Raw genomic sequence first — 24993 nt, forward strand, 5'->3', positions numbered from 1 at the left:
TTTTACAGCCCGGCGGCACTTCGCGTTCGTCAGATCACGCCGTTTTCCCGAAACCAGGCCAGGGAACGGCCGAAACCGTCCTTGGCGGCGGTTTCGACGTAGCTGGGCCGGTAGTCGGCGTTGAAGGCGTGGCCGGCCTCCGGGTAGACCACGAAGGCCGACTTGGCGCCGCCCTTGGCCAGCGCCGCCTTCATTGTTTCAATCGATTCGAGCGCGATGCCGCTGTCCTTGCCGCCGTACAGGCCCAGCACCGGCGCCGTCAAGGTCGGCGCGACGTCGACCGGGTGGCGCGGGGTGATCGGGCTGGACTCGCCGACCAGGCGGCCGTACCAGGCCACGCCCGCCTTGACGCGCGGGTTGTGCGCCGCGTACAGCCAGGTGATGCGCCCGCCCCAGCAAAAGCCGGTGATACCGAGCTTGTCGACGTTGCCGCCGTTGTTGGCGGCCCAGGCCACCACCGCGTCCAGGTCCGCCATCACTTGCCGGTCCGGCGTCTTCGAGACGATCTCTTTCATCACCTCGGCGACGCTGGCGGCCATGCCCGGGTCGCCCTGGCGCACGAACAATGCCGGCGCCAGCGCCAGATAACCCTGCTTGGCGTAGCGCCGGGCGACGTCGGCGATGTGCTCGTGCACGCCGAAAATCTCCGACACCACCAGGATCACCGGCAAGTTGCTTTTGCCGTCGGGCTGGGCGCGGTAGACCGGCACGGTCTGGCCGCCCACCACGACGCCGACGGTGCCGGCGCTTAAGCCGGTGGCGTCGGTCTTGATCAGGCTTTGCGCCGCCACCGGCAAGGTGGCGGCGGCGAAACCGCTGCCCAGCGCCACTGTCAGGAAGTCGCGCCGGTCGATCCCGTCCGCTTGACCGGTCTCGCTGAGCAAACTGTGGCCATCCTTGAGCAAGTCATCCATGCGTTTCCTCCTGTGGGTGGTGAATCAGGTCAAACCAAGGGCAAGAGCCGGGGTCGGACCTTCAGGTCCGACCCCGGGGTTACGCCCTTGGTTTATATTAATGCGCCTCGTCCCAATTTTTACCGACGCCGACTTCGGCCGTCAGCGGCACTTTCAGTTGCGCCACGCCGGCCATCAGCGCCGGCAGCTTCTCGCGCACCAGCGCCAGCTCGGCCTGCGGCACCTCCAGCACCAGTTCGTCGTGCACCTGCATGATCATCTTCGTTTGCAGCGCGTCCGTTTCCAGCCAGCCCTGCACGGCGATCATCGCCAGCTTGATCAGGTCGGCGGCGGTGCCCTGCATCGGCGCGTTGATCGCGGCCCGTTCGGCGCCCTGGCGGCGCGGGCCGTTCGGCGAGTTGATCTCGGGCAGCCACAGGCGCCGGCCGAACACGGTTTCGACGTAGCCGCGCGCCTTCGCCTGCAGGCGGGTGTCGTCCATGTATTGCTTGACGCCGGAGAAGCGGGCGAAGTAGCGGTCGATATAGCTTTGCGCGGCGGCGCGGTCGACCCCGAGGTTAGCGGCCAGGCCGAAGGCGCTCATGCCGTAGATCAGCCCGAAGTTGATCACCTTGGCGTAGCGGCGCTGCTCGCTCTGCACCTCGGCGGCCGCCACGCCGAAGATCTCGGCGGCGGTGGCGCGGTGGATGTCGACGCCCTCGGCGAAGGCGCGCAACATCGCCTCGTCGCCCGAAATATGCGCCATGATGCGCAATTCGATCTGCGAATAGTCGGCCGAGACGATGACGCTGCCCGGCGGCGCGATGAACGCTTCGCGGATGCGCCGGCCCTCCTTGGTGCGGATCGGAATATTCTGCAGGTTCGGGTCGTTCGAGGCCAGCCGGCCCGTCACCGCCACCGCCTGCGCGTAGTTGGTGTGGACGCGGCCGGTGTCGGCGTTGATCATCTTCGGCAGCTTGTCGGTGTAGGTCGACTTCAGCTTGGCCATGCCGCGGTATTCCAGCAGGATCTTCGGCAGCGGATAGTCCTCGGCCAGCTTTTGCAGCACCTCCTCGTCGGTCGAGGGCGCGCCGGTCGGGGTCTTTTTAATCACCGGCAGTTTCAGCTTCTCGAAGAAAATCTCGCCGATCTGCTTCGGCGAGCCGAGGTTGAACGGCTGCTCGGCCAGCTCGTAGGCTTTTTGCTCGAGTTCGAGGATGCGCTTGCCCAGCTCGTTCGACTGGACGTTCAACAGCTCGGCGTCGATCAGCACGCCGTTGCGCTCGATCTTTTGCAGCACCACCGCGGTCGGCATCTCGATGTCGCGGTAAATCGTGGTCAGGTGGGCGTCGCCGTCGACGTGGCCCCACATCGCCTTGTGCAGGCACAGCGTGACGTCGGCGTCCTCGGCGGCGTAGCCGGTGGCGACGCCGATTTCCACCTGGTCGAAGCAGATCTGGTTGACGCCCTTGCCGCACACGTCGACGAAGGGAACGGTCTTGCGGTTCAGGTGGCGCAGCGCCAGGCTGTCCATGTCGTGCGTCTTGTGCGACTCGAACACGTACGACTGCAGCAGCGTGTCGTGCGCGATGCCGCGCAGCGCCACGCCGTGGTTGGCGAAGATATGGCTGTCGTACTTCAGGTTCTGCCCCAGCTTGGGCTTGCTGGCGTCCTCCAGCCACGGCTTGAGCTTGCCCAGCACGTAGTCGCGCGACAGTTGCTGCGGCGCGCCGGCGTAGCGGTGGGCCATCGGGATGTAGGCGGCCACGCCCGGCTCGCACGACAGCGACATGCCGACCATTTGCGCCGTCATCGGTTCCAGCGAGGTCGTTTCGGTGTCGACCGCGGTCAGCGCGGCGGCGTCGATGCGCGCCAGCCAGACGTCGAGCTGGGCCTCGGTGAGCACGGTTTCATACTGCGCCGGGGCGGCCTCGGCGTCGACGTTGCCGAACAGGTCGCCGGTGGGCGAATTCAGCGCCGCCGAGCCGGCCGCCGCCTGGCCGGCGCCGATGTCGCGGAGCAGCGACTTGAAGCCGTATTGTTCGTAGAACGCCAGCAGGGTCGCCTTGTCCTCGTCCAGCGCCCCCAGCGACTCGGCGATCGACACCATGTGGCCGGACAGGTCGCAGTCGGTCTTGACGGTAATCAGGGCGCGCGCCCGCGGCAGCCAGTCGAGCGCCTTGCGCAGGTTCTCGCCGACCGCGCCGCCGACGCTGGCGGCGTTGGCGATCACGCCCTCCAGGCTGTCGTAGGCCGCCAGCCACTTCAGCGCCGTCTTCGGACCGCACTTGGACACGCCCGGCACGTTGTCGACGGCGTCGCCGATCAGCGACAGGTAGTCGATGATGCGGTTCGGCGGCACGCCGAACTTGGCCAGCACGGCCGCCTCGTCGAGCGTCTCGTTGCTCATCGTGTTGATCAGCGTCACCTGGGCGTTGACCAGCTGGGCCAAATCCTTGTCGCCGGTCGACACCACCACGCTCATGCCGGCGGCGGCGGCCTGCACCGCCAGGGTGCCGATGACGTCGTCGGCCTCGACCCCCTCGACCATCAGGATCGGCCAGCCCATCGCCTTCACGGCCTGGTGGATGGGCTCGATCTGCAGCGCCAGGTCGGGCGGCATCGACGGCCGCTGGGCCTTGTACTCCGAATACATCTCGTCGCGGAAGGTCTTGCCCTTGGCGTCGAACACGCAGGCAATGAAGGCGGCCGGGAAATCGGCGCGCAGGCGGCGCAGCATATTGATCATGCCGTGCATGGCGCCGGTCGGCACGCCGCCGGGGCCGCGCAAATCGGGCAGCGCGTGGAAGGCGCGATACAGGTAACTGGAACCGTCAACTAACAGCAGGGTTTTTTGCATAATGCCATTGAAAAGTGATGTGCCGCGCAAGGTGCGGGCGGAAGAAGGTACTGGAATGACACGATTATCGCAGAGTTTACGCCGCCCGCCCGCGCCGCGCCCCATTCTCGCTGGCAAAAAAAGCGCCATATAGCGACCCGAGCCCAGGGTTGTCGCGGCGCGCGGCGGTTTTGCCGCTTTTGCGCATATTCAACGCATTTGAAACATGCGGCGTGGCGGTTTGTTACAATGACTAGCACAACGCCATTCTTTGCGGTCCAACTGAAGCGATACCATATCATGATGCGCATATCCATATTCCGGCAATTCCTGGCCCTGTCCCTGTTGGCGTTGTCGGCCGCGGCCGGCGCGCAAACGCCCAGCTCGGCCCCGCCCAAGCTGGAGAAGCTCGACGAGTCCGGCGACGCGCCCATCACCGTCACCGCCCCGGCCGAGAAGAAAATCACCGAGAAGCGCGAGCAGGGCAAGGTCACCGAGGTCAAGGTCACCACCGGCAAGAGCACGTATTACGTCAAGCCGAACACCCCGGCCGGCAGCGCCGTGCCCGGCGACCTGACCGGCAGCGCCAATCGCGGCCCGCAGTGGAAGGTGATGGAGTTTGGCCCGGGCAAGAAAAAGCAAGACCCGAAAGAACAGGAAGCGGCCGACAACGCGCCGCCGCCGCCCGCCAAGTAAGCCACCGACGTCCCGCCGCGGCGCAGCAAGCGGCGCCGCGGCGGCGTTTTTTTCGACCCACCCACTTTTATCTTTTCCCTCATGGCAGTTTTTACCCCGCTCAGCCTGGACGATGTCAGCCAGTGGATCACCCAATTCCCCCTCGGCAAGCCATTGGCGCTCAAAGGTATCGCCTCCGGCATTGAGAACAGCAATTTTTTCATCAACACCGAGCGCGGCGAATTTGTGCTGACGATCTTTGAAAAGCTGACGTTCGAGCAGTTGCCGTTTTATCTGAACCTGATGCGCCACCTGGCCGAGCGCGGCGTGCTGGTGCCGGCGCCGATCGCCAACGCCGACGGCGCGCTGCTGGCCGCGCTGCAGGGCAAGCCGGCGGCCATCGTCAGCAAGCTCGACGGCAGTTCGCAGATGGCGCCGCGGCCGGTCCATTGCGCCGCCGTCGGCGCCATGCTGGCCAAGATGCACCTTGCCGCGCGCGACTTCCCGCTGCGCCAGCCGAACCTGCGCGGCCTGGACTGGTGGAACGCCACCACGCCCGAGGTGCTGCCCTTCCTGTCCGACAGCAACGCCCACCTGTTGCGCGCCGAAATGCACTTCCAGGACGCCTTCGCCAGTTGCGACGCCTACAAGGCGATTCCGCGCGGCCCGGTGCACGCCGACCTGTTCCGCAACAACGTCATGTTCGACGGCGAGCGCCTGACCGGCTTCTTCGACTTTTACTTCGCCGGCTGCGACAGCTGGTTGTTCGACGTCGCCGTCACCGTCAACGACTGGTGCATCGCGCTCGACACCGGCGTGCTCGACGTCGCCCGCGCGCGCGCGCTGCTCGACGCCTACCACGCGGTGCGCCCGTTCAGCGACGACGAGCAAACCGCGTGGCAGCCGATGCTGCGCGCCGCCGCGCTGCGCTTCTGGCTCTCGCGCCTGTACGACTTCCACCTGCCGCGCGAGGCGGAAATGTTGACGCCGCACGATCCGGCGCATTTCGAGCGGATACTGCGCGAACGCATCGCCACCCCGGCACCGGTGCTGTTCTGATGGAAAAACTACCCGCAATGACAGGCTGGCTCTGGGTCAAACAAGGTTTCGGCCTGTTCCGCAAGCAGCCGGGCGGCATGTCGACGCTGTTCCTCGGCTATATGTTTTGCATGCTGCTCGTCAGCGTGGTGCCGCTGCTCGGCCAGGTGTTGCCGGTGATCCTGGTACCGGTATTCTCGGTCGCCTTCCTGCAAGGCTGCCGGCACATCGAGCAGGGCCAGCGGGTGTTCCCGAACCTGCTGCTGAGCGGTTTTCGCAAGCCGGCCTTTCCGATGCTGTTCGCGCTGGGCGTGCTGTACATCGGCATGGCGGTGCTGGCCATCGGCGCCTCGTCGCTGGCCGACGGCGGCGTGTTCTGGCAGTTGATGACCGGGCAGATCGACGGCCAGTCGGCCGTCGTCAAGGAGTCCGACATCGGCGCCGCGATCCTGCTGGCGATTGCGCTGTACGTGCCGGCGGCGATGGGGTTTTGCTTCGCCGCGCCGTTGATCTACTGGCAAAACATGAGCGTGGGCAAAGCCGTCTTCTTCAGCTTTTTCGCCGTGCTGCGCTCGTTCAAGGCCTTCGTCGTGTTCGCGCTGACCTGGTTCGGCATCAGCGTGCTGGCCAGCCAGATCCTGTTGCTGATCTTCGGCCGCAGCGACCTGGCGATGCAGGTGATGGTGCCGCTGTCGGTGGTACTGACGGTGATCATGCACTGCTCGTTCTACGCGAGCTACCGGCAAATCTTCGGCGCGCCGCAGGGCGTCTCGCTGGACAAGCCCGCGCCGTGAGCGCCGGCGGGGGCCGACCTTCAGGTCCGCCCCCCGGGTCGGCGCCGCCTGGCGCTTACCTGCCCAAACGCTCCAGCTTGGCGATGCTCAAGTCGAGCACTTTCATGCCATATTGCCCGAAGTTGATCTGGGCACGGGCGTTGCTGCCGCCGCCCTCGATGTTGACGATGACGCCCTCGCCGAACTTGCCGTGCGCCACGGACTCGCCGATGCGCCAGCCCGGCCCGCTGGCCTTGTGCGCGATCTTTTGCGCGATCGCGTTGTCGGAGCCGGCGCTGCTCATCGGCGCGGTGTCCCAGGCCGATTTCTTGTTGCCGAACCAGTTCGCCTGCACCTTCGGCGACAACCACTTCAGCGACTCCTCCGGCAACTCGTCGAAAAAGCGCGACTTCATGTTGTAGCGGGTCTGGCCGTGCAGCATGCGCGTCTGCGAAAAACTCATGTACAGGCGCTGGCGCGCGCGCGTGATCGCCACGTACATCAGGCGCCGCTCCTCCTCGACGCCGCCGTCCTCCTTCGAACTGCTTTCGTGCGGGAACAAGCCCTCCTCCAGCCCGGTGATAAAGACGTTGTCGAACTCCAGCCCCTTGGCCGAGTGCACCGTCATCATCTGCAAGGCGTCCTGGCCGGCCTGGGCCTGGTTGTCGCCGGCCTCCAGCGAGGCGTGCGACAGGAACGCCGACAGCGGCGACATCACCGCCGGCAGCGGCGCGTCGGCGTCGACGATCTCGATGTCGTCCCGCAGCGTGACCGGCACGCCGGACTGCGCCTGGGCCGCCGGCCCCAGGTACGCCGGCGCGCCCTGGCCGAAGCCCTCTTCGGAAACGAACTGGGTGGCGGCGTTGACCATCTGCTCCAGGTTCTCGATGCGGTCGGCGCCCTCCTTCTCGTTCTGGTAATGGCGCAGCAAGGTGCTGGCCTCCAGCACCACGCGCACCATTTCCGGCAGCGCCAGTTGCTGGGTTTCAAAGCGCACGCCCTCGACCAGCTTGACGAAGCCGGCCAGCGACGAGCCGGCCTTGCCGGCCACGTAAGGCACGGCCGCGTACAGGGAAATGCCGTACTGCCCGGAGGCGGCCTGCAAGGCCTCGATCGAACGCATGCCGATGCCGCGCGTGGGGAAGTTGACCACCCGCAGGAAGGCCGAGTCGTTGTGCGGATTGTCCATCAGTTGCAGGTAGGCGATCACGTGCTTGACCTCGGCGCGCTGGAAGTAGCGCTGGCCGCCGTACACGTGGTAGGCGATGCCGGCCGAGAACAACGCGTGCTCGATCACCCGCGACTGCGCGTTCGAGCGGTACAGCACCGCGATCTCGCTGCGCGAGGCGCCCTCGGCGATCAGGTTCTTCGATTCCTCGATGATCCACTGCGCCTCTTGCAGGTCGGAGCTGGCCTCGTACACCCGCACCGGCTCGCCGTGGCCGGCGTCGGTGCGCAGGTTCTTGCCCAGGCGCTTGCTGTTGTTGGCGATGAGCATGTTGGCGCTGTCGAGGATGTGCCCGTGCGAGCGGTAGTTCTGCTCCAGCTTGATCATGTTCTTGACCTGGAACTCGTGCTCGAAGGAAGTCATGTTGCCGACGTTGGCGCCGCGGAAGGCGTAGATGCTCTGGTCGTCGTCGCCGACGGCGAACAGCGCGCCGCCGTCGCGGCCGCCGTGCCCGGCCAGCAGCTTGAGCCAGTTGTACTGCAAATTATTGGTATCCTGGAACTCGTCGACCAGGATGTGGCGGAAGCGCGCCTGGTAATGCTCGCGTAGCGGCTGGTTGCGGCACAGCAGCTCGTAGGTGCGCAGCAACAGTTCGGCGAAGTCGACCACGCCCTCGCGCTGGCACTGGTCGTCGTACATTTGGTACAGCTCGACCAGCTTGCGCTCGTTGGCGTCGTAGGCGTCGACCTTGTCGGCGCGCAAGCCCTGGTCCTTCGCGTTGTTGATGAAATACATCAAGGTCTTCGGCGGGAACTTCTCGTCGTCGACGTTGTTCGCCTTCAACAAGCGCTTAATCACCGACAACTGGTCCTGCGAGTCGAGGATCTGGAAGGTCTGCGGCAAGGCGGCGTCGCGGTGGTGGGTGCGCAGCAGGCGGTTGCACAGGCCGTGGAAGGTACCGATCCACATGCCGCGCGTGTTAATCGGCAACATCGCCGACAACCGCGTCATCATTTCCTTGGCGGCCTTGTTGGTGAAGGTCACGGCCAGAACGCCGGCCGGCGACACCTGCCCGGTCTGGATCAGCCACGCGATGCGGGTGGTCAGCACGCGCGTTTTACCGGAGCCGGCGCCGGCCAAGATCAAGGCGTTCTGGGCTGGCAGGGTGACGGCGGCCAGTTGTTCGGGATTGAGGTTGTGAAGAAGTTTTTGCATGCCGTGATTATACCGGGATGGGCCGGCGGATTTGGCGCCGTCCGCGCCCCGCACTTTTTTACAAGGCAGCGGCGGCGGCGGATGCGACAGTGGCACCCCGATCCACCACCGCGACAGGCAATCCCATGCAGCAGAACCATCCGAACGGGCGCCGGGCGCCGAATCTGAGCTTCACCAGCGACAATACCGCCGGCGCCGCCGCCGCCGTCATGGCCGCCATCGCCGACTGCGGCGCCGGCCCGGCCCAGCCCTACGGCAACGACGCCCGCACCCGCCGCGTCGAGCAGCGCTTCTCGGAGCTGTTCGACACGCAGACCAGCGTCTTCCTGGTGCCGACCGGCTCGGCCGCGAACGCCTTGGCGCTGGCCGCGCTGACGCCGCCCTGGGGCAACGTGCTGTGCCACGCCGACAGCCACATCAACAACGACGAATGCGGCGCGCCCGAGTTCTACAGCGGCGCCAAGCTGGTGCCGCTGGGCGGCGCGGCCGCCCGCATCGATCCGCGCCAGCTCGCGCCGGCCGCCGCCCGCAAGGTCGGCGACGTCCATTCGACCCAGCCGGCCTGCGTCAGCATTTCCCAGGCGACCGAGCTCGGCAGCATCTACAGCGTTGCCCAGGTGGCCGAGATCGGCGCGCTGTGCCGCGCCAACGGCCTGCGCCTGCACATGGACGGCGCCCGCTTCGCCAACGCGCTGGTGGCGCTGGACTGCACGCCGGCGCAACTGACCTGGCAGGCCGGCGTCGACGCGCTGTCCTTCGGCGCCACCAAGAACGGCGCGCTGGCGGCCGAGGCGATCGTCCTGTTCGACCCCTTGCTGGGCGAGCAAATGGCTTACCGGCGCAAGCGCGGCGGCCATTTGCTGTCGAAGATGAGCTTGCTGTCGGCGCAGATGGAGGCCTACCTGGCCGACGACCTGTGGCTGCACAACGCGCGCCACGCCAACGCCATGGCGGCGCGGCTGGCACAGGGTTTGCGCCAGTTGCCGGGCGTGACGCTGCCGGGGCCGGTGCAGGCCAACATCGTCTTTTGCGCGATGCCGGCGGCGCTCATCGACGCCCTGCAGGCGCGCGGATTCAGCTTTTACCACTCGCGCTGGGGCGCCGGCGTGGTGCGCCTGGTCACCTCGTTTTGTACCAGCGCGGACGACGTCGACCACCTGCTGGAGACGGCGCGCCGACTGCTCGACTAGCGCCCCCCCTCTCAATACCGCGAAGGCGGCACGCCGTAGGCCAGGCGGAAGGCGCGGTTGAAGTGGCTCTGGTCGTAGAAGCCGCTTTCCTGCGCGACGTCGGCCACCAGGCGGCCGCCCCGGCGCAGCGCGGCGCAGGCGCGCTCCAGCCGCAGCCGGGTCAGCCAGGCGTGCGGCGTCATGCCCACCGTGTTCTTGAAGCGGCGTAAAAACTGGAAACGCCCCAGTTCGCACAACCGCGCCAACTGGTCGATGCTGATCTTGCTCGCGTAATGGGCGTGGCAATAGTCGCTGAGGCGTTGCCAGTCGCGCATCGAAAAGCACGATCCGCCGCCATCGCCCTGGGCCGCGCCGGGCTGCAGCAAATGCCCGAGCACATCGAGCCAGCGCTGCTCCTGCGCGAGGATATCCACGCCGTGCTGCAACTCCTGGTGCAGGGTCAGCAACTGGCGGAACAAGCGCGGCTCGGCGATGCTGCGCGGCGCCAGTTGCGGCGCGCGGCCGCCGCCGGCCAACTCGCCGGCCAGGCCGTGCAGCAGCGCCGGCTCGACGCGGAAGGTGCGCAGCGTGAAGGCGGCGTCGCCTTCGCCGCTGCCGTCGTGCATTTCACCGGGCGGCATCACCGAGATCGCGCCCGGCCCCAGCAGCACGCGGCGCCCGCCCGACTCCTGGCGCTGCAGGCCGTCGCAGAGCAGGCCGATGTGGTAGTCGAGGTGGTAATGGCGCTCGAACGCCTGCTCGCGGTACCTGCCCTCGCTAAGGATCAGGCCCGGGGTCTGGGCCACCCGGTGATACCGGACCGTATCGTCCATGGGCGCCTCCCGTGCGCGTCAAAAACCCCAGTCTAGCAGCGCCGGCGCGGCTGTCTTGTATTTTATTGCGCGGCGAACCGGCAAAAAAAAAAGCGGCGCGGCGGGCCAGGCCCGCTGCGCCGCAACTGGTTTTTATTATTAGTAGATCACTACCGAGCGGATCGACTCGCCGCTCTTCATCAAATCAAAGCCTTCGTTGATGCGTTCCAGCGGCAAGCTGTGGGTAATCAGGTCGTCGATATTCAGCTTGCCCTCCATATACCAGTCGACGATCTTCGGCACGTCGGTGCGCCCGCGCGCGCCGCCGAAGGCCGAACCCTTCCACACCCGCCCCGTCACCAGCTGGAACGGCCGGGTCGAGATTTCCTCGCCGGCCGCCGCGACGCCGATGACGATCGACTGGCCCCAGCCCTTGTGGCAGCACTCCAGCGCCTGGCGCATGGTGGTGGTGTTGCCGATGCACTCGAAGCTGTAGTCGGCGCCGCCGTCGGTGATCTGGACGATGCTGTCGACGACGTTCTCGACCTCTTTCGGGTTGACGAAGTGGGTCATGCCGAACTTGCGCGCCATGGCCTGGCGCGCCGGGTTGATGTCGACGCCGATGATCTTGTCGGCGCCGACCATTTTGGCGGCCTGGATCACGTTCAGGCCGATGCCGCCCAGGCCGAACACGACCACGTTGGCGCCCGCCTCGACTTTGGCGGTAAACAGCACCGCGCCGACGCCGGTGGTGACGCCGCAGCCGATGTAGCACACCTTGTCGAACGGCGCGTCTTCGCGGATCTTCGCCAGCGCGATTTCCGGCACCACGATGTAGTTGGAGAACGTCGACGTGCCCATGTAGTGGAAGATCGGCTTGCCGTCGATCGAGAAGCGCGAGGTGGCGTCCGGCATCAGGCCGCGGCCCTGGGTCGAGCGGATCGACTGGCACAGATTGGTTTTCTGCGACAGGCAGAATTTGCACTGGCGGCATTCCGGCGTGTACAGCGGAATCACGTGGTCGTCTTTTTTCAGGCTTTTCACGCCCGCGCCGACGTCGACGACGACGCCGGCGCCCTCGTGGCCGAGGATGGACGGGAAGATGCCCTCCGGATCGGCGCCCGACAGCGTGTAGTAATCGGTATGGCAGATGCCGGTGGCCTTGATTTCGACCAGCACCTCGCCCTCGCGGGGGCCGCCCAACTCGACTTCTTCAATCGTCAGCGGCTGTCCCGCCTTCCAAGCGATGGCTGCTCTGGTTTTCATGTTTTTATCCTGTGATATGGGGTTGCCGGACCGACCGGCCTGTCAACGCAGGCGCCGGCCCCGCACATCATATCAAGAGCCGGCCGGCGTGGATACAGCGCTCGCGTGCGCGGCGTCGCAACCGCGCTCGCCGGCCAGCAATTGCGTCAGCGCGCGCGCCAACTGGCGCATCGACGTCGCCGGCTTGAGCAGCGCGGCGTCGGCGGCGCCGCGCCAGATACTGTCGCGCGCCGCGTACAACAGCAGCGCCGGCGGCGTGGCCGCGCATTGCAGCACGTCGAGCAGGGCCGCGCCGTCGCCGTCCGGCAGGTCCGGGTCCAGCACCACCAGGCTGTAGTCGGCCAGGCGGATCGCGGCGGTGGCGGCGGCCAGCGTCGGCGCGTGCGTCACCCGCGCCTCCGGCATCAGCAGCGCGGCCAGCAGCAGCGCGGCGTCGGCGTCGGCGTCGATGTGCAGCACGCGCGGTTGCGCGGCGGCGGCCGGCGCCACGGCGGACAGGGGCGCGCGCGCCGCGGTGGCGCAGGTTTCGGTCAACGGCGCGGCTATGGTGGTGGTGGTGGTCATGTGCGAACTCCCCTGTCTGCGCGCCAACCCGGGCGCGGCGACCGTTGTGGCCGGCGACGCGCAAGCTGCTGCATCACAATGCTGGACGGCGGAGCTGGGCCGAGGAATATGGCGCGGCCGCGAGGGGAAGGCGGCCGGGATAGGGCATGTCGCAATGCGCGCAAGGCGGGTTGGGGCTTAGGCCGCGACACAGTCAGTCTACATCATTTTTTCCGCAAAGCAATTAGAATCGCTTGCGTCAAGTTCAAACCGGCACCAGGGCGTCAACCCGGGGTCGGACCCCGGCCTTCGCCGTTGCGTGGTTTCCGCGCTATTTCGATTTGTGGCGGGCGCTGAACGCGCCGTGCAGGCTGTTCAAGGTTTCCTCGGCGGCCAGCAACTGGTTGGCGATCTCGTTGATTTTGCGCCGGCTCGAACGGGCGTGGTCGCGCAGCACCTCGAAGGCGGTGTTGCGGTCGGTTTGGAACTTGCCCATCAACAGGCCGACGGCCAGGCTGGTCTCGCGCCCGGCGGCCAGCGCCGAGTTCAGGTTCAGCTCGGTGCGCCGCAGCTGGCGGATCTCGTCGGCGCGCGCCAGGCCGGCCTCGAAGGCCGGCATCAGGCGCGCCTCGTCGACCGGTTTGACGACGTAGCCGACCGCGCCGTAGGCGGCGGCCTGCTTGCCCGAGTCGCTGTCGCCGCTGCCCGAGAGGAACATGAACGGCACCGCGGTGTCGGCGTGCAGGCGCTTGGCCAGGTCCAGGCCGGACATGCCGGGCATGTGGATGTCGAGCAGGGCCAAGTCCGGCTCGCGCACGGCGATCTGCCGCAACGCCTCCTCGGCCGACGAGGCCAGCATGGTCTCGTAGCCGGCGTGGCGCAGCACTTCGCCGAGGAACTCCAACAGCAATTGATCGTCATCGACAATTATAATCAGTCGTTTGATGGCGCTAGGAAGGGTCATGGCAGGGGCTTAGGACAGTGTCGACGAGGTATTATAAGCCGATCCCGCCGGTGCGCACGCTTAGCCGCGCCGCGGCGCCGCCAACAACAGATTAAATTCGTCCACCGCCGCCGCCACGTCCGCCGCGAGGTAGACGCTGCTGATGGCGGCGACCATGTCGGCGCCGCGCCCGGCCAGCGGCGCCGCGTTGGCCGGCGTCATGCCGCCGATGACGACGCAGGGCAGCGCGATCTCGGCCTTGGCCCGCAGCACGATGTCGGGCGCCGTCGTCACCGGGTATTGCTTCACCAGCGAGGGGTAGAAGCCGCCGAAGGCGACGTAACTGGCGCCCTGCGCCGCCGCCGCGCGCGCCAGCGCCATGTCGCCGTAGCAGGAGGCGCCGACGATTTTGCCCGGCCCGAGCGCGGCGCGCGCCTGCGCCACCGAGGCGTCGGTGCCGCCGACGTGGACGCCGTCGGCGTCCAGGCTCTGGCACAGTTCGACGAAGTCGTTGATCACCAGGGGACAGGCGTATTTGCGGCACAGCGCCAGCAGGGCCGCGGCCTGCTCCCGGCGCAGCGCCGCGTCGGCGTTCTTGTGGCGGTATTGCAGCAGCGCGACGCCGGCGGCCAGCGCCTGTTCGGTGACGTCAAGCAGCTTGTCGGTGTCGTCCCAGTTCGGGGTGACCAGATAAAGTCCACGCATGGTGTTTCCTTTGGTTGTCAGCAGAAGCGCCGCGGCATCAACTGCCCCGGCGCGATCGGATAGGCGCTCGCCAGCGTCCGGTGGCAGTAGGTTTGCGCGCCGTCCAGCGCCTCGGCCATGCCCTGGCCGCGCGCCAGCAGCGCCGCGATGGCGCTGGCCAAGGTGCAGCCGCTGCCGTGGAAGGCGCCCGGCAGGCGCTGGAAATGCCAGTCGCGCTCGCCGTCGGGGCCGAACCAGCGGTTGCGCACCAGCGCGCCGCCGGCGTGGCCGCCGGTGATCAGCACGTGGCCGCAGCCGCGCGCGCGCAGCGTCGCCGCCTGCGCCGCCAGGTCGGCGTCGGCGGCGCCGGCCAGGCCGCTCACTCGCGCCGCCTCCGGCAGGTTCGGCACGATCAGCGTCACCAGCGGCAGCAGCGGCGCCAGCGCCCGCACCGCGTCGTCGCGCGAGAGCGCGTCGCCGTTGCCGCTGGCCAGCACCGGGTCGAGCACCACCGGCAGCCGCGGATCGCGCTCGCGCAGCAGCGCGATCAACTCGGCGATGGCCTGGCCGTTGGCGGCGCTGCCGGGGATGCCGATTTTGACGGCGCGCACGCGGATCTTGTCGATCAACGCCTGGGCCTGGCGCCGCACCACGCCGGGGTCGACCGGCAGCACGCCGAACACGCGGTCGTTGTCTTGCACCGTCAACGCGGTGGCCACCGGCAGCGCGTGGCCGCCCTGGGCCGCGATGGCCAGGATGTCGGCGGCGATGCCGGCGCCGCCGGACGGGTCGATGCCGGCGAACACCAGCACCGGCGCCGGCGTCATGCCAGGCGTCCCGCCATCGGCGACGACGGCGCGGCGGCGAAGCGCTTGGGCATGCGCCCGGCCAGGAAGGCTTCGCGCCCGGCCTGCACCGCCAGGCGCATCGCCCGCGCCATGCGCACCGGGTCGCGCGCGCCGGCGATCGCCGTGTTCATCAGCACGCCGTCGCAGCCGAGCTCCATGGCGATGGCGGCGTCCGACGCGGTGCCGACGCCGGCGTCGACCAGCACCGGCACCGTGGCCTGCTCGATGATCAAGGACAGGTTCCACGGGTTCAGGATGCCCATGCCGGAGCCGATCAGCGAGGCCAGCGGCATCACCGCGACGCAGCCGATCTGCTCGAGGATCTTGGCCTGGATCGGGTCGTCGCTGCAATACACCATCACGTCGAAGCCGTCCTTGACCAGCGCCTCGGCGGCGACCAGGGTTTCCGGCATGTGCGGGAACAGCGTCTTTTCGTCGCCCAGCACCTCCAGCTTGACCAGCTTGCGCCCGCCCAGCAGCTCGCGCGCCATTTGCAGCGTGTAGACGGCGTCCTTGGCGTTGTAGCAGCCGGCCGTGTTCGGCAAAATCGTATACTGCGACGGCGGCAGCACGTCCAGCAGGCTGGGCGCCTTCGGGTCCTGGCCGATGTTGACGCGGCGGATCGCCACCGTGATGATCTCGGCGCCGGCGGCGTCGGTGGCCTCGCGCGTTTGCGCCAGGTCGCGGTACTTGCCGCTGCCCACCAGCAGGCGCGACGAAAAGGTTTGGCCGGCGATGGTCAGCAGGTCGGTGTTGTCAGTGGTAGTCATAATCGTTTCCCTTGGGGTGGATAGGCTGCGTTCACGTACGGCCGGTGCGCGCCGGCGTTCAACCGCCGCCGATGGCGCGCACGATGTCGACCTGGTCGCGCTCCCGCAGCACCTGCTCGCGCCAGCGCTGGCGCGGCACCACGGCGCGGTTGACGGCCAGCGCCAGCGCCTGGCCGCCCAGTTCGAGCGCCTCGATCAGGTCGTGCAGCGTGTGCTGCGGCGGCACCTCGCGGGCCGCGCCGTTGAGCAAAATCGCGACCATGGCCTCAGACCTTCCGATACAGTTCGGCGCCGTTCTTGACGAACTCGATGGCCTTCACCTGCATGCCCTGCTTCAGCGCGGCGACCTCGGAGACGCCCATCTTGGCGGCGTACTCGCGCACCTCCTGGGTGATCTTCATCGAGCAGAAATGCGGCCCGCACATCGAGCAGAAATGCGCGACCTTGGCCGAATCCTTGGGCAGCGTCTCGTCGTGGAACTCGCGCGCCTTGTCCGGGTCCAGGCCGATGTTGAACTGGTCGTCCCAGCGGAACTCGAAGCGCGCCTTCGACAGCGCGTTGTCGCGGATTTGCGCGCCCGGGTGGCCCTTGGCCAGGTCGGCCGCGTGCGCCGCGATCTTGTACGTGATGATGCCGTCCTTGACGTCGGCCTTGTTCGGCAAGCCCAGATGCTCCTTCGGCGTGACGTAGCACAGCATGGCGGTGCCGTACCAGCCGATCATCGCCGCGCCGATGCCCGAGGTGATATGGTCGTAACCGGGCGCGATGTCGGTGGTCAGCGGCCCCAGCGTGTAGAACGGCGCCTCGCCGCACTGCTCCAGCTGCAAGTCCATGTTTTCCTTGATCAGGTGCATCGGCACGTGGCCGGGGCCCTCGATCATCACCTGCACGTCGTGCTTCCAGGCCACCTGGGTCAACTCGCCCAGGGTCTTCAGCTCGCCCAGCTGGGCTTCGTCGTTGGCGTCGTAGATCGAGCCGGGGCGCAGGCCGTCGCCGAGGCTGAACGAGACGTCGTAGGCCTTCATGATTTCGCAGATTTCCTCGAAATGCGTATACAGGAACGACTCCTGGTGGTGCGCCAGGCACCACTTGGCCATGATCGAGCCGCCGCGCGAGACGATGCCGGTGAGGCGCTTGGCCGTCATCGGCACGTAGCGCAGCAGCACGCCGGCGTGGATGGTGAAGTAGTCGACGCCCTGCTCGGCCTGCTCGATCAGCGTGTCGCGGAAAATCTCCCAGGTCAGGTCCTCGGCCTTGCCGTTGACCTTTTCCAGCGCCTGGTAGATCGGCACCGTGCCGATCGGCACCGGGCTGTTGCGCACGATCCATTCGCGCGTCTCGTGGATATGCTTGCCGGTCGACAGGTCCATGACGTTGTCGCCGCCCCAGCGGATGGCCCAGGTCATCTTCTCGACTTCCTCGCCGATCGACGAGGTGACGGCGGAGTTGCCGATGTTGGCGTTGATTTTGACCAGGAAATTGCGGCCGATGATCATCGGCTCGACTTCGGGGTGGTTGATGTTGGCCGGGATGATGGCGCGGCCGCGGGCGATTTCCTCGCGCACGAACTCGGGCGTGATCTCGGCCGGGATGGCCGCGCCGAAGGACTGGCCCGGATGCTGGCGGCCCATCAGGTCGGCCAGGCGCTGGCCCATCGGACCGGACCCCTTCAGCTCCTCCAGGTATTCGCGGCGGCGCATGTTTTCGCGGATGGCGACGTACTCCATCTCCGGCGTGACGATGCCGCGGCGGGCGTAGTGCATCTGCGTGACGTTGGCGCCGGCCAGCGCGCGGCGCGGCTTGCGCTGCAGGTTGAAGCGCAGCTCGGCCAGCTTCGGGTCGGCCAGGCGTTCGATGCCGTAGTCCGAACTCGGCCCGGCCAGCTCCTCGGTGTCGCCGCGCTCGACGATCCACGGCAGGCGCGGCGCGGCCAGGCCGGAGCGGATGTCGATGACGGCGTCCGGGTCGGTGTACGGGCCGGAGGTGTCGTAGACGTAGATCGGCGGGTTCTTTTCGCCGCCGAACGAGGCTTCGGTGTCGGACTGGCTGATTTCGCGCATCGGCACGCGGATGTCGGGGCGGCTGCCCTCGACGTAAATCTTGCGCGAATTGGGCAGCGGCGCGATCGCGGCCTGGTCGACCGTCGCGGTGGCGGAGAGGAATGTCGGATTGGCGTTCAATGTGGCTCCTTGGCTTGGCGTGTAGGGCTAAAAATGCAGCCTGGAGCCAGCTAAGGAGGTTCGGCGACGCCGGTGGCCGGCGCTTCCTAAAGCTTCCCTTCGCTGGCATTATCCAGATCAGGTTCGGAGGGTATTTCTCACCCGCGCATCGCCATCGACGCGCAGGACCCCTAGCGTTGCCGCCTTTCGGCAGCAAGACAATTATACGCGTTCCCGGCGCGCGCCGACATCATTTGAAACACATGTGCCGCGCGGCGGCGGCATATGGCGCGGGCCGCGGCGTGTGTTGCCGCCGGGCACAAGATTGATGATTTCCTTGAGTAATATGGCTTGGTGGCGGGTAAGTCTTGTTATAAGCTTCCGGCAACGCCCGGCGTTTTGTCGACGCCGGGTCCGCGCAACGCCGTCGCAATGAGAGTCCCGCACACATGAGCCAAGCTGACACACCCAGAACCCTGATCGGCGCGGCCCTGTTGGCGCTGGGCGCCACGGTGCTGCTGGGATGGTTGCTGAAGTATCCGCTGATGGTGCGCTTCAGCCCCGGCTTCGTGCCGATGGTGTTCAATACCGCCCTGTGTTTTGTCGGCGTCGGCGCGGCCATCGTCCTGCCGGGCGTCACGCGCAAACCCCTGGCGGCGCTGCAGGACGGCGTCGGCGCGCTGCTGCTCGCGGTGGGCGCGCTGTCGTTCGCGGAAATGCTGTTCGACGTCAGCTTCGGCATCGACCTGCCCTCGCTGCACCTGTGGATCGGCGACGGCAATGTGCGTCCCGGGCGCATGGCGCCGAACACCGCGCTGTCCTTCATGGCGATCGGCGCCGCGCTGGCGCTGATGTCGCGCGTGAGCAACAAGCGGCGGGCCGTGGCGACCCAGGTGCTGACCGTGTGCGTACTGGCCCTGGGCTTGACGGGCCTGGTGGGGTACGCGTTGGCGCCGGACCTGTTGTACGGCTGGGCCAGCTCGGCGCGGATGGCCATCCACACGGCCGTCGGCATGATGTTGGCGGGCTCGGCCCTCTGGCTGGGCTGGAACAAGGCCGACTGGTACCGCTCGCGCAGCCATTTCAAGGAAGATGAAAAAATCGTCTTCATGGGCTGCTCGATCCTGGTGGTGCTGGCCATGACCGCCGGGCTGATCGGCTTCGTGTCGCAACAGGCGGTGCTGGAAAAGACCCTGCGGCAACGCCTGTCCTCGAATTTCGACAACCGCCTGTTGCTGTTTCGCACCTCGATCGCGCAAGCGCTGGAAAGCGCCGCCGCCGCCGCCAGGCGTCCCGGCCTGATCGACGCCACGCGCCGCCTCGGACGCGACCCGGCCAACGCCGACGCCGCCGCGGACCTGGAGGCGATCGGCAAGAGCTTGTTGGCGTCGGGCTTCCGCGGCGCGCTACTGTACGACCAGGCCGGCGCCGAGCTGTTGCGGACCGGCCGCTTCGCCGCCTCGTCGCCCTTCGCCGCCGCGCTACCCGGCGGCGGCGCCAATGTGCTGTTGTGGGCCGACGGCTTGTGGTTAAGGACGACGTTGCGCGTCGTCGACGACGCCGGCGCGCTCGGCACGCTGGTGCTCGAGCGCTCGCTCGACGCGCTGTACGCGCAATTGACCGACGTCGGCGAATTTGGCGCCACCGGCGAAACCGGCATCTGCGTCGGCGCCGGCAAAAACCTGCTGTGCCTGCCCCAATCGCGCAACCCCGTGCTGTATCGCCCCAGCCGTTTCAGCACGTACGGCCAACCGCTGGCGATGTCGCGGGCGCTCGGCGGCGCGGCCGGGGTGGTCAATACGCTGGACTACCGCGGCAAGAACGTGGTGGCGGCCTACGGCCTGCTGGCGCCCGGCCTGGGGATGGTTCTCAAGCAGGACACGGTCGAGTTGTACGCGGTGATCCGCGACCAGCTCAGGTCGCTGCTGATGTGGCTGACGGCGCTGGTCGCGCTGGGGGCCGCCTTGCTGCGCTCGCAGTTGAAGCCGCTGGCGCTGCGCCTGCTCAGGTCGGAGGCGGCGGCGGCCGACAAGGAGCAGCAGATCGCCACCCTGCTGGGCAGCGTGGACGAGGGCATCCTGACGATAGACGAGGACGGCGCGATTCAATCGTTCAACCCGGCCGCCAGCAGGATATTCGGCTACGCCGCCGCCGACGTGCTCGGTCGCAACATCAAGATGCTGATGCCGTCCGACATGCACGCGCCGCACGACGGCGGCATGCGCCGCTATTTGCAGGGCGGCGCGGCGCGCGTGGTCGGGCGCCAAAGCGTCGAGTTGCCGGGCTTGCGCGCCGGCGGCGCGGTGTTCCCGCTGGAATTGAGCATCAACGACATGCGCGTCGGCGGCCAGCGCCAGTTCGTCGGCATCGTGCGCGACATCACGGCGCGCAAGCGCGCCGAGCAGGCGCTGTTCGCCGAGAAGGAGCGGCTGCACGTGACGCTGAACTCGATCGGCGACGCCGTCATCACCACCGACACCGCCGGCCTGGTCACCTACCTCAATCCGGTGGCCGAGCGCATGACCGGCTGGCCCGACGAGGAGGCGCTCGGGCGCCCGCTGCCCGAGGTGTTCAAAATCATCGACGAGCGCACCCAGGAGCCGGCGCACGACCCGGTCCAGGCCGTGCTGCGCAGCGGGCAACTGGCGGGGCTGGAGGAAAACACCGTGCTGATCCACCGCCACAGCGGCCAGCGCTTCGCCGTCGAGGACTCGGCCGCGCCGATCCGCGGCCGCGAGGGCGAGATGATCGGCGTGGTGCTGGTGTTCCACGACGTCAGCGCGGCGCGCAAGATGGCCGCCGAGATGACCCACCAGGCCACGCACGACCCGCTGACGGGCCTGATCAACCGGCGCGAATTCGAACTGCGCGTCGAATTGTCTCTGCAAACGGGCAAGATCCAGCACAAGGAGCACACGCTGCTGTACCTCGACCTGGACCAGTTCAAGATCGTCAACGACACCTGCGGCCACGTCGCCGGCGACGAGTTGCTGCGGCAGTTGTCGAGCGTGCTGAACGGCAAGCTGCGCCAGACCGACACGCTGGCGCGGCTGGGCGGCGACGAGTTCGGCGTGCTGCTCGACAGCTGCCCGACGCCGGCCGCCGCGCGCATCGCCGAAATGTTGCGCGCCAGCGTCAACGATTTCCGCTTCGTCTGGAAGGACAAGAGTTTCGCCGTCGGCGTGACGATCGGCCTGGTCACCTACAGCAACGACAGCATGACCCTCGGCGACGTGCTCGGCATGGCCGACTCGGCCTGCTACGTGGCCAAGGAAAAGGGCCGCAACCGGGTCCAGGTCTACCGCCAGGAGGACGCCGAATTCGCCCACCGGCAGGGCCAGATGGGCTGGGTGGCGCGCATCCGCGCGGCGCTCGAGGACAACCGCTTCGTGCTGTATTCGCAAGAGATCGCCGCGCTCGACGCGGGCGCCGGCGCGGCGCCGCACCACGAACTACTGATCCGCATGCGCGACGAGGACGGCGCCATCGTGCCGCCGATGGCGTTCATACCGGCCGCCGAGCGCTACGGCTTGATGCCCAGCATCGACCGCTGGGTGGTGCGCACCGCGCTGGCCGGTTGCGCCAGCATCGACGGCGAGCGGGCGGCCGGCACCGTCTACGCCATCAACCTGTCCGGCGCGACGCTGTGCGACGACGACTTCCTGCAATTCATCCGCGGCCAGTTCCAGCAATCGGCGGTCGACCCGGCCAGCATCTGCTTCGAGATCACCGAAACGGTGGCGATCGCCAACCTGGTCCAGGCGACCGCGCTGATGCGCGAATTGCGCGCCATCGGCTGCCAGTTCGCGCTCGACGACTTCGGCAGCGGCATGTCGTCGTTCGCCTACCTCAAACATTTGCCGGTGCACTACCTGAAGATCGACGGCAGTTTCGTCAAGGACATGGTGAAGGCGCCGATCGACCGCGCCATGGTCGAATCGATCAACCACATCGGCCACGTGATGGGCATCCGCACCATCGCCGAATTCGTCGAAGACGAGGCCACGCTGGAGGCGCTGCGCGAGATCGGCGTCGACTTCGCGCAGGGCTACGCGATCCAGCGGCCGCAGCCCTGGTGCGCGCGCCAATGAGCCGGAACGGCGTCATCCGACAACCTTGGCCGCGCGGAAACGGGCTATTTTTTGCCCCAACTCCAGCGCGGCGGTTCGCCCTTCAAGCAGCACGCCGCCAGCAGCGCGGCGACGAGCGCGGCGACGTAGAGCGGGTAGGCCAGCGCAGCCCGGGCCGGCGCAAACCACAGTATGCCCAGGCCCTGCAGGAGCGCGAACAGGCCCAGCACCAGCCACCCCTGCCAGGCCGACGGCCAGCCCCAGCCCCAGCCGTAGGACTTGGCCGGAAACCAGTAGCGGCATCGGGCGGCTTGGGCGGTTTGTTGTTCAATCATGTGCCGCCCCTGTTGGCCAACAGCGCGGCGGCGACGTCGGCCAGGGCCAGTCCCAGCACCGCGTGCTGCTCCAGGTCGAGGTGGATGCCGTCGATCGGGCTCGACGCGACGACGCCGCCGGCGTCGAAGAAATCGCAGCCGAGTTCGGCGCACACTGCGCGGTAGGCGTCCGCCAGACCGGCGCTGCGCTGCTCGGCGCCGGCGAACTTGGGCGCCAGCGCCCCGCGCGGCGTGCGCATCGGCGGCGGCGCCACCACCAAGACCGGCGGTACCGGCATGCCCGGCTCGATCGGCGCGCCGCGGATCGCCCCGACCAGCGTGGCGATGCCCTGGGCGGCGTGCCAGGCGTGGTTCTGGTGCGTGGATTGGAAGTCGTTGGTGCCCAGCAGTAGTACGACCAGCGCCAGCGGCGAATGGCTTTCAATGCGCTGCGCCAGGCCGGCCAGGCCGTTGCGCCCGGCCTTGAACGGGTCGTCCCAAACGGTGCGGCGGCCGTTCAGGCAGTCTTCGAGCACGCGCACCCGGCGCGCGCCGGCCAGCAGCGCGGCTTCCATCACGCCCGGCCAGCGCTGGTCGAAGTCGAGGCGCCGGCGGGTCGCCGGGACGATGCCCCAGGACAAAGAATCGGCATAGACCAGTATGTGTTGTTGCATCAACGTCCCCCATTTGGCACGGGCGCGAACCGGAGCGGCCGGAGCGGGCCATGGCTTGAATCAGGGAAAATTGTACATCGAAAACGGCTAGATTGACAAAAGCTTAATTAATCGACGCGCCGGCCCGCAGCGCATCAATCTACCGACTCCGTCGTGGAGGGCGGTTCCAGCGCGTGGCGCGGCAACTCGAGGGTAAAGACGCAGCCGCAGCCGGGCAGATTGCGCACGCTAAGACGCCCGCCGTTTGCCTCGACACTGCGGCGGGCAATGGACAGTCCGAGCCCAAGCCCGGTCTTGTCCGCCTCGCCCTGCGCAAACGGCGTGAACATGTTTTCCGCGACATGCGGCGCCAAGCCGCCGCAGTGATCCTTGACGTTGATGAAGATACGCTCCGCTTCGGCGTAGGCGTGCAGTGTCACCTCGGTTCCCGGCAAGGTGAACTTGAACGCGTATTGCAGCAGGTTGCCCACGGCCGAGAACAGCAAATCCCGGTCGGCGTCCACCGCCAGCAACGGGTCCACCGCGGGGACGGTAAAGATGCAGCCTCGCACCTGCGCTTCCAGCGTTGCGGCGCACCTGAGCTCGGCGATCAAGTCGGCGAGCGAATACAGGCGGTTTTGCAAAGACATGCCCGCGCTCATGCGCACCTCGGTGAGGGAGCGGTCGATCAGGTTGCGCAGTCCCACCAGACTGCGGTCCAGCACCGCTCCGGTCGTGCCGGAAACGCCAACCTTGCCGGTTTTGATGGCGGTCAGCGCCAGCGTCGCGGTGTTCAGATAGTTGCGCAATTCGTGGGCAAAAAAGCCCAGGCGTTCGTTGACGGCAAGCGCCTGCTGGTCGGCGGCGACGACATCGCGCTGTCCAGAGAATGCCGTCACGGCGTCGGCGATGGCGTTGTCCAGGCAACGGTTGAGGGTACGATATTCGTCCACGTCAAACGCCTCGTTCCGTTTCGCGGCCAAATCGCCGATAGACTGGCACAGATCGCCGTAGCCGTGCACCACTTGGTCCACCGTGAATCCTAGCCCCAACAGCTCGCGGCCGTGCTGCGCCGCCGTTGCGCCGATGACCGACAAGAACTGCTTATCGCCGCCCGCCTGGCCGGAAATCGCGCGGCTGCGCATCGGCTCCGCGGTTTGCTCGATTTGCAGGGTTTCGATGAGCTGAGCCAGGAACAAGGGCACGCCATGTTCCAGCTGCTCCCGGGTCGCGCCGCGCAAGGGTCGCAAAGCAACCTTGTCCCGGCAACGCTCGATCAATTCGAGGCGATTGTGGTTGAGAAAATGATGCATCATCATGATAAACGCCCCTTATAAATCCCCATCCTTCGCGCATATTCAATCACTGCAAGAGTACACCGATGAGGTATATTTTAATGATGGACTTGCTTTTCTAATGAAGAGCTTGCTTTGCTAATGAAGAGCTTGCTATTCCGCTGCGGATTGCCGCATATTTTCAACCACCCCACCGTAAATAAATCGCGCTCAAGGCCATGGCAAGTCTGTACGGTAGCGCACTGATTGTGCGCAGAGCTCTTATAAAAATTGCTCCCGCCCAAACTATTTAGATGTCACCAGGAAACTTTAAATGCATTTTTCCAAATCCCAAGCCATTGATTTTACGATGAATTTAATTATACGCATAAAATCATTTGCAGCCAACATATTCACCGTTAGCGGGACAATTCGCGCACCTCGCAAACCAAGAAAACAGTACATAATTGTCATTCTTAAACTCACCTCGTTATACACAAGTCCGGACCAACGCCCAGCCGGTTTGAAAACACGTTTACATTCAATAAACTAACGCGCCCCTTGTAAACTTGCCATTATTCAGGTTTACTCTCGTCTTTTGCGTGGACGAATTGGCGACAGCATCAGCACCTTGGACCGAGACGGAATTTGAACAACTCGACTTGGGCGATGCGCGCCTGAACAAACGAGCGAGGATCTTGATGGAACGATTTGCGGCTGACCCGACGGCGAGCGTGCCGAAGGCCTGCCAAGGCTGGGGCGAGACGATAGCGGCCTACCGCTTCTTCGACAACGACAGCGTGGACTGGCAGGCGATTATGGCGCCGCATTGGCAGCAGACACAGCAACGCATGGCCGCGCTGCCGGTGGTGCTGTGCTTGCAGGAC

At 66.8% G+C, this 24993-nt stretch carries 21 protein-coding genes and 1 riboswitch; of the genes, 6 read left to right on the forward strand and 15 right to left on the reverse strand.

What is annotated here, in order from left to right; translation table 11 throughout:
- Positions 1 to 29: 29 nt before the first annotated feature.
- Positions 30 to 914, reverse strand: a complete 885-nt coding sequence (locus JANGC3_RS0125430; protein WP_017879314.1) for a dienelactone hydrolase family protein — start codon at positions 912 to 914, stop codon at positions 30 to 32.
- Between the two features lie 97 nt (positions 915 to 1011).
- The gene (polA, locus tag JANGC3_RS0125435) at positions 1012 to 3753 is read right to left on the reverse strand and encodes a DNA polymerase I (RefSeq protein ID WP_017879315.1); all 2742 of its coding nucleotides are present in this window, start codon (positions 3751 to 3753) and stop codon (positions 1012 to 1014) included.
- A gap of 279 nt (positions 3754 to 4032) precedes the next feature.
- On the opposite strand from polA, the gene JANGC3_RS0125440 reads away from it, so the two are divergent.
- The 3 genes from JANGC3_RS0125440 to JANGC3_RS0125450 all read left to right on the forward strand — a co-directional run bounded on the left by JANGC3_RS0125440 (position 4033) and on the right by JANGC3_RS0125450 (position 6239).
- Complete coding sequence (locus JANGC3_RS0125440) at positions 4033 to 4428, forward strand: DUF2782 domain-containing protein (RefSeq protein WP_017879316.1); 396 nt, start codon at positions 4033 to 4035, stop codon at positions 4426 to 4428.
- Between the two features lie 81 nt (positions 4429 to 4509).
- A complete protein-coding gene (locus JANGC3_RS0125445) occupies positions 4510 to 5466 on the forward strand; it encodes a homoserine kinase (RefSeq protein WP_017879317.1) in 957 nt (318 codons plus the stop codon).
- A gap of 17 nt (positions 5467 to 5483) precedes the next feature.
- Positions 5484 to 6239, forward strand: coding sequence for a BPSS1780 family membrane protein (locus JANGC3_RS0125450; protein ID WP_017879318.1), 756 nt, complete (start codon positions 5484 to 5486; stop codon positions 6237 to 6239).
- Positions 6240 to 6294: 55 nt separating this feature from the next.
- On the opposite strand, the gene JANGC3_RS0125455 is transcribed toward JANGC3_RS0125450, so the two are convergent.
- Entirely contained in the window at positions 6295 to 8601 is a 2307-nt protein-coding gene (locus tag JANGC3_RS0125455; protein ID WP_017879319.1) for a UvrD-helicase domain-containing protein, read from the reverse strand.
- Positions 8602 to 8726: 125 nt separating this feature from the next.
- Here JANGC3_RS0125455 and JANGC3_RS0125460 point away from each other — a divergent pair, with 125 nt between their 5' ends.
- Positions 8727 to 9791, forward strand: a complete 1065-nt coding sequence (locus tag JANGC3_RS0125460) for a threonine aldolase family protein (RefSeq protein ID WP_017879320.1) — start codon at positions 8727 to 8729, stop codon at positions 9789 to 9791.
- An 11-nt stretch (positions 9792 to 9802) separates the two neighbouring features.
- On the opposite strand, the gene JANGC3_RS0125465 is transcribed toward JANGC3_RS0125460, so the two are convergent.
- From JANGC3_RS0125465 to thiC, 9 genes are all read right to left on the reverse strand, one after another.
- On the reverse strand, positions 9803 to 10603 hold the full coding sequence (locus tag JANGC3_RS0125465) for an AraC family transcriptional regulator (protein WP_017879321.1): 801 nt from the start codon (positions 10601 to 10603) through the stop codon (positions 9803 to 9805).
- Between the two features lie 138 nt (positions 10604 to 10741).
- A complete protein-coding gene (locus JANGC3_RS0125470) occupies positions 10742 to 11848 on the reverse strand; it encodes an S-(hydroxymethyl)glutathione dehydrogenase/class III alcohol dehydrogenase (RefSeq protein ID WP_026133513.1) in 1107 nt (368 codons plus the stop codon).
- Between the two features lie 72 nt (positions 11849 to 11920).
- Positions 11921 to 12412: a hypothetical protein gene (locus JANGC3_RS30160; protein WP_017879323.1), complete on the reverse strand. Its 492-nt coding sequence runs from the start codon at positions 12410 to 12412 to the stop codon at positions 11921 to 11923.
- Between the two features lie 310 nt (positions 12413 to 12722).
- A complete protein-coding gene (locus tag JANGC3_RS0125480; RefSeq protein ID WP_026133514.1) occupies positions 12723 to 13355 on the reverse strand; it encodes an ANTAR domain-containing response regulator in 633 nt (210 codons plus the stop codon).
- 60 nt (positions 13356 to 13415) lie between these two features.
- The gene (thiE, locus tag JANGC3_RS0125485) at positions 13416 to 14039 is read right to left on the reverse strand and encodes a thiamine phosphate synthase (RefSeq protein ID WP_017879325.1); all 624 of its coding nucleotides are present in this window, start codon (positions 14037 to 14039) and stop codon (positions 13416 to 13418) included.
- 17 nt (positions 14040 to 14056) lie between these two features.
- Complete coding sequence (gene thiD, locus JANGC3_RS0125490; protein WP_017879326.1) at positions 14057 to 14845, reverse strand: bifunctional hydroxymethylpyrimidine kinase/phosphomethylpyrimidine kinase; 789 nt, start codon at positions 14843 to 14845, stop codon at positions 14057 to 14059.
- Positions 14842 to 15636 carry a thiazole synthase gene (locus tag JANGC3_RS0125495; protein WP_017879327.1) on the reverse strand — a complete coding sequence of 265 codons (795 nt, stop codon included), beginning with the start codon at positions 15634 to 15636 and terminating at the stop codon, positions 14842 to 14844. The genes thiD and JANGC3_RS0125495 overlap by 4 nt, the downstream gene beginning before the upstream one ends.
- 58 nt (positions 15637 to 15694) lie before the next feature.
- Positions 15695 to 15898: a sulfur carrier protein ThiS gene (gene thiS / locus JANGC3_RS0125500; RefSeq protein WP_017879328.1), complete on the reverse strand. Its 204-nt coding sequence runs from the start codon at positions 15896 to 15898 to the stop codon at positions 15695 to 15697.
- 4 nt (positions 15899 to 15902) lie between these two features.
- Positions 15903 to 17816: a phosphomethylpyrimidine synthase ThiC gene (thiC, locus tag JANGC3_RS0125505; RefSeq protein ID WP_017879329.1), complete on the reverse strand. Its 1914-nt coding sequence runs from the start codon at positions 17814 to 17816 to the stop codon at positions 15903 to 15905.
- Positions 17817 to 17893: 77 nt separating this feature from the next.
- Positions 17894 to 17998: riboswitch (TPP riboswitch) on the reverse strand.
- Positions 17999 to 18244: 246 nt separating this feature from the next.
- On the opposite strand from thiC, the gene JANGC3_RS30995 reads away from it, so the two are divergent.
- Positions 18245 to 21886 carry an EAL domain-containing protein gene (locus tag JANGC3_RS30995; protein WP_051068418.1) on the forward strand — a complete coding sequence of 1214 codons (3642 nt, stop codon included), beginning with the start codon at positions 18245 to 18247 and terminating at the stop codon, positions 21884 to 21886.
- A 44-nt stretch (positions 21887 to 21930) separates the two neighbouring features.
- On the opposite strand, the gene JANGC3_RS0125515 is transcribed toward JANGC3_RS30995, so the two are convergent.
- From JANGC3_RS0125515 to JANGC3_RS0125525, 3 genes are all read right to left on the reverse strand, one after another.
- A complete protein-coding gene (locus JANGC3_RS0125515) occupies positions 21931 to 22200 on the reverse strand; it encodes a hypothetical protein (RefSeq protein WP_017879331.1) in 270 nt (89 codons plus the stop codon).
- On the reverse strand, positions 22197 to 22853 hold the full coding sequence (locus JANGC3_RS0125520; protein WP_017879332.1) for an SGNH/GDSL hydrolase family protein: 657 nt from the start codon (positions 22851 to 22853) through the stop codon (positions 22197 to 22199). The genes JANGC3_RS0125515 and JANGC3_RS0125520 overlap by 4 nt, the downstream gene beginning before the upstream one ends.
- Before the next feature lie 134 nt (positions 22854 to 22987).
- A complete protein-coding gene (locus tag JANGC3_RS0125525) occupies positions 22988 to 24151 on the reverse strand; it encodes a sensor histidine kinase (protein ID WP_017879333.1) in 1164 nt (387 codons plus the stop codon).
- Between the two features lie 557 nt (positions 24152 to 24708).
- On the opposite strand from JANGC3_RS0125525, the gene JANGC3_RS0125530 reads away from it, so the two are divergent.
- Positions 24709 to 24993 (forward strand): IS4/Tn5 family transposase DNA-binding protein (locus JANGC3_RS0125530; protein WP_198292108.1); only part of this gene is annotated, 285 nt, incomplete at its 3' end.

Source organism: Janthinobacterium sp. CG3 (assembly GCF_000344615.1).
Taxonomy (GTDB): Bacteria; Pseudomonadota; Gammaproteobacteria; order Burkholderiales; family Burkholderiaceae_D; genus Janthinobacterium.

Excerpts from the sequence above, each read along its gene's own strand:
- JANGC3_RS0125430 (WP_017879314.1), bottom strand. The coding sequence starts at position 914 with ATGGATGACTTGCTCAAGGATGGCCACAGTTTGCTCAGCGAGACCGGT.
- polA (WP_017879315.1), bottom strand. The coding sequence starts at position 3,753 with ATGCAAAAAACCCTGCTGTTAGTTGACGGTTCCAGTTACCTGTATCGC.
- JANGC3_RS0125440 (WP_017879316.1), top strand. The coding sequence starts at position 4,033 with ATGATGCGCATATCCATATTCCGGCAATTCCTGGCCCTGTCCCTGTTG.
- JANGC3_RS0125445 (WP_017879317.1), top strand. The coding sequence starts at position 4,510 with ATGGCAGTTTTTACCCCGCTCAGCCTGGACGATGTCAGCCAGTGGATC.
- JANGC3_RS0125450 (WP_017879318.1), top strand. The coding sequence starts at position 5,484 with ATGACAGGCTGGCTCTGGGTCAAACAAGGTTTCGGCCTGTTCCGCAAG.
- JANGC3_RS0125455 (WP_017879319.1), bottom strand. The coding sequence starts at position 8,601 with ATGCAAAAACTTCTTCACAACCTCAATCCCGAACAACTGGCCGCCGTC.
- JANGC3_RS0125460 (WP_017879320.1), top strand. The coding sequence starts at position 8,727 with ATGCAGCAGAACCATCCGAACGGGCGCCGGGCGCCGAATCTGAGCTTC.
- JANGC3_RS0125465 (WP_017879321.1), bottom strand. The coding sequence starts at position 10,603 with ATGGACGATACGGTCCGGTATCACCGGGTGGCCCAGACCCCGGGCCTG.
- JANGC3_RS0125470 (WP_026133513.1), bottom strand. The coding sequence starts at position 11,848 with ATGAAAACCAGAGCAGCCATCGCTTGGAAGGCGGGACAGCCGCTGACG.
- JANGC3_RS30160 (WP_017879323.1), bottom strand. The coding sequence starts at position 12,412 with ATGACCACCACCACCACCATAGCCGCGCCGTTGACCGAAACCTGCGCC.
- JANGC3_RS0125480 (WP_026133514.1), bottom strand. The coding sequence starts at position 13,355 with ATGACCCTTCCTAGCGCCATCAAACGACTGATTATAATTGTCGATGAC.
- thiE (WP_017879325.1), bottom strand. The coding sequence starts at position 14,039 with ATGCGTGGACTTTATCTGGTCACCCCGAACTGGGACGACACCGACAAG.
- thiD (WP_017879326.1), bottom strand. The coding sequence starts at position 14,845 with ATGACGCCGGCGCCGGTGCTGGTGTTCGCCGGCATCGACCCGTCCGGC.
- JANGC3_RS0125495 (WP_017879327.1), bottom strand. The coding sequence starts at position 15,636 with ATGACTACCACTGACAACACCGACCTGCTGACCATCGCCGGCCAAACC.
- thiS (WP_017879328.1), bottom strand. The coding sequence starts at position 15,898 with ATGGTCGCGATTTTGCTCAACGGCGCGGCCCGCGAGGTGCCGCCGCAG.
- JANGC3_RS30995 (WP_051068418.1), top strand. The coding sequence starts at position 18,245 with ATGAGCCAAGCTGACACACCCAGAACCCTGATCGGCGCGGCCCTGTTG.
- JANGC3_RS0125515 (WP_017879331.1), bottom strand. The coding sequence starts at position 22,200 with ATGATTGAACAACAAACCGCCCAAGCCGCCCGATGCCGCTACTGGTTT.
- JANGC3_RS0125520 (WP_017879332.1), bottom strand. The coding sequence starts at position 22,853 with ATGCAACAACACATACTGGTCTATGCCGATTCTTTGTCCTGGGGCATC.
- JANGC3_RS0125525 (WP_017879333.1), bottom strand. The coding sequence starts at position 24,151 with ATGATGATGCATCATTTTCTCAACCACAATCGCCTCGAATTGATCGAG.